A 2,971-nucleotide genomic window follows, 5' to 3' on the forward strand; every position below is an offset into this window, starting at 1 on the left:
ATAAAGGCTATATCGGCACGATGGAAACCTTTGGCCTGATATTAACCCTCACGGCTCTGCATTTTACCGAAGCGGGATATATCACCCTGCAATTAAAAATTGAGAACCGCACGGAGTCTGCGATTACCCTGGGGAAGTGCTCGCTTTTTTCCGGTGATATTACCTTGGACGGCGGCAGCCCCGCTGTTTTAAAGCAATCGGGTTATGTGGTGGACAGCGGCGTATGGCCTCTAAGGGAAGGCGAGATTATTTCTTCCAAGACCTTTTCACTGTTACTCAGCCGTGAGACCCGAAAGAGCATTCCGCTGTGTTTTCTGACCTTTGATCGGATCACTACTGTCGGAGAACTGACCCTTACTCAGGGGATAATCACCGGTACGCTTTATTGTGATTTCGAGGGGTTTTCACTTTTGCCCGGCGCGGTTCAAAACAGCGAGACCTTGTATATCGCCGTGGAATCGGACCCGTTTGCCGCCGCCGAACACTGGGCTGAGCGAGTTGCCCGATATTATAAACCCGTCTTCAATCCCACGCCCTCGATCGGATGGATCGGCGGCTTCACCTGGCGCTGTGGTTTTACGCAAGAGCTTTATGAAGATCTGGTGGTTGAAAACATCGCGGCAATAAAAGAAAAACTCGCCGGGTTCGGAGTCAAAAACATCTGGATGAGCTTGGCAAATTATAAGGATACAGTCCCCGGCAACTGGCTTGAGCATAACCGCGAGCGTTTCCCGCACGGCTGGGAATGGCTGTTTGAAAAAATTAACGAAAAGAAGATGCAGCCCGGTTTCTGGATTGCGCCTTATTGGGTACCCGATAAACTCTCTCCGACCACCGAACGTATGAAGGACTGCCTATTAAAAAAAGACGGTAAGCCGATTAATAACGGATATCACCTCCCTTACGGGCTTGGGCAGACATTGCCGCCTGAAGAGCGGGTCAGCTTTTATGGGCTTGACCCGAGCAACCCCAAATCCATCGCCTTTTTAAAAGAAGTTTTTACCGAGCTGTATCGGCTGGGAATCCGCTATTACATGATCGATTTTTTACATATCTCGTCCGGTACGACGCCCGGACATTATCCGTATGATGAATATTTTGATACGGGAATGGTCAAAGGCCCCGAGGTCTACCGAAACGGTTTGAAAGTCATCCGCGAAACGGCGGGAGCGGATACCTGGCTGCTCTCCTCCACCGGTACGCTCATGCAGAATATCGGCTGTGTAGACGCCGTGCGCATCGGCCAGGATTTCGGCGAGGGCCGCCCGTTATATCCCGAGATGTGGTATTATTATCCGGCCACGTTTGCCGTAGACGATTATGGAGTGATCAAAAGCGTGGTCTGGTCTTTTGCGGCGAATTACTTCACCAACCGGCGCTTTTACCACAACGACGCGTTCAACGTCATGACCGTTGACAAACCGGTGCCCCGCAATGAAGCCGAAATCATCGCCAGTTTCTTTGCGCTTTCCTCCGGGCCCGTCATGCTCGGCGACGACATCGCCACCATCGACGAGGAGCGGCTTGCCATGGTAAAAAAGGTGCTGCCTCAGTATGACCGAAGTGCCGTCGCCGCCGATCTGTTTGATACCGACTCTCCCGATTATCCGAAAGTGTATGTGCTGCCCGTCGAGAAGGACTGGGAGTCTTATCGTGTCATCGGGCTGCTCAATCTCGGAGAAGAACCGCTTCCGGTCGAATTCCCTCTTAAAAAAGCGGGGCTTGTCAACGGCGAGTATTCACTGTTTGATTTCTGGAACGGCCGTTACTGCGGAAAAATCTCAAATACGCTGACCGCTTCGGTTCCGCCGAGATCTATCAAGGTTTTCCGAATTGCCCCGGTTCGAGAGCACCCTTGGTTTTTATCTACCGATATGCATGTTTTACAAGGCGCAGTCGAAGTCGAGGATGTGCGTTGGGAAGAGGCCGCATTAACCCTTACAATCACCTGTACACGTCCTGTCGGTGAGAGCGGTTTGGTTTGGATACGGATTTCGAAGGGATTCAAACCGACAAATTACAGCGGTCTGCACACCGTCAAAACCAAAATCGACGACTGCGTCATCGCCACCCGAAGGGTGCAGTTTAAATCCGAACATGAGACCGTGCGGCTAACCTTTGAAAAAATATAAAAAGTAAAATAGAAAAAGAGGCGATATGGTTCGCCTCTTTTGTTATATGTGTTAATTCCTTTACATCCTGATAACCGTCAGCTCTGGGATGAACTTCTCGAAATCGGCTTTTGTACAGGGAGTTGTGCCCTCGTGGATCACCGAGGCATGCGCAGCCGCGCAGCCGTAAATCAAAATCTTGTCGGGTTCGCCGCCCTCGATCAGCGCTTTGCAAATGCCTGCGACCATGCTGTCGCCGGTTCCCACAGTGCCTTTGACCGGCACGTCGAGCGCGTCACACAAGAAAATACCGTCGCGGCAGGCGAGCAGCGCCCCGTCGTTTCCCATCGAAGCGCAGACATAGGCGATGCCCTCGTCAAGCAGCCGTTTGGCAGCCAGCGCGACGTCTCCCGAACTCGAAAGCGGCCTGCCGAAAATGTGTCCGAGTTCGGCTTTGTTGGGCTTCATAAAGAAAGGCACTGCCCGAATACCCTGGAACATCGCCTCGCCGTCGGTGTCCAAAATCGTACGAACGCCGCAAAAATTCGCCTGCGCGATAATCTCAGCATACAGTTCCGCCGGTAATCCCGGCGGAATGCTGCCCGAGAGCACAAAAATGTCGCTGTCTTTGAGCGCTTCGGTGGCAAGTGTCAACATTTTTTTGGCGTCGGCCTCGATAAGCGCGTCGCCGCTTTCGTTGAATTCGGTCAGTTGTTTATTGTTTTGCTCGAATATCTTGATGTTTTCGCGCAGCCGCCCGGAAACCGGCACCGACCTGCCCTCGATCCCTTTATCACGTAAAAATTCGGCGACAGCCGCGCCGCCCTCTTGGTGTGAAAAATATAAGCAGCGTACTTTAA

General features: G+C 52.1%; 2 protein-coding genes. One reads left to right on the plus strand and one right to left on the minus strand.

What is annotated here, in order from left to right; translation table 11 throughout:
- Nucleotides 1–2,132, plus strand: a 2,132-nt coding sequence (locus PKH29_12755) for a hypothetical protein (protein HNX15709.1), incomplete at its 5' end; no start/stop codon positions are given.
- Between the two features lie 60 nt (nucleotides 2,133–2,192).
- Here PKH29_12755 and PKH29_12760 read toward each other — a convergent pair.
- The coding region (locus tag PKH29_12760; protein HNX15710.1) for a PfkB family carbohydrate kinase at nucleotides 2,193–2,971 on the minus strand (779 nt) is incomplete at its 5' end.

The sequence above is a fragment of the Oscillospiraceae bacterium genome (assembly GCA_035353335.1).
GTDB lineage: Bacteria > Bacillota > Clostridia > Oscillospirales > JAKOTC01 > DAOPZJ01.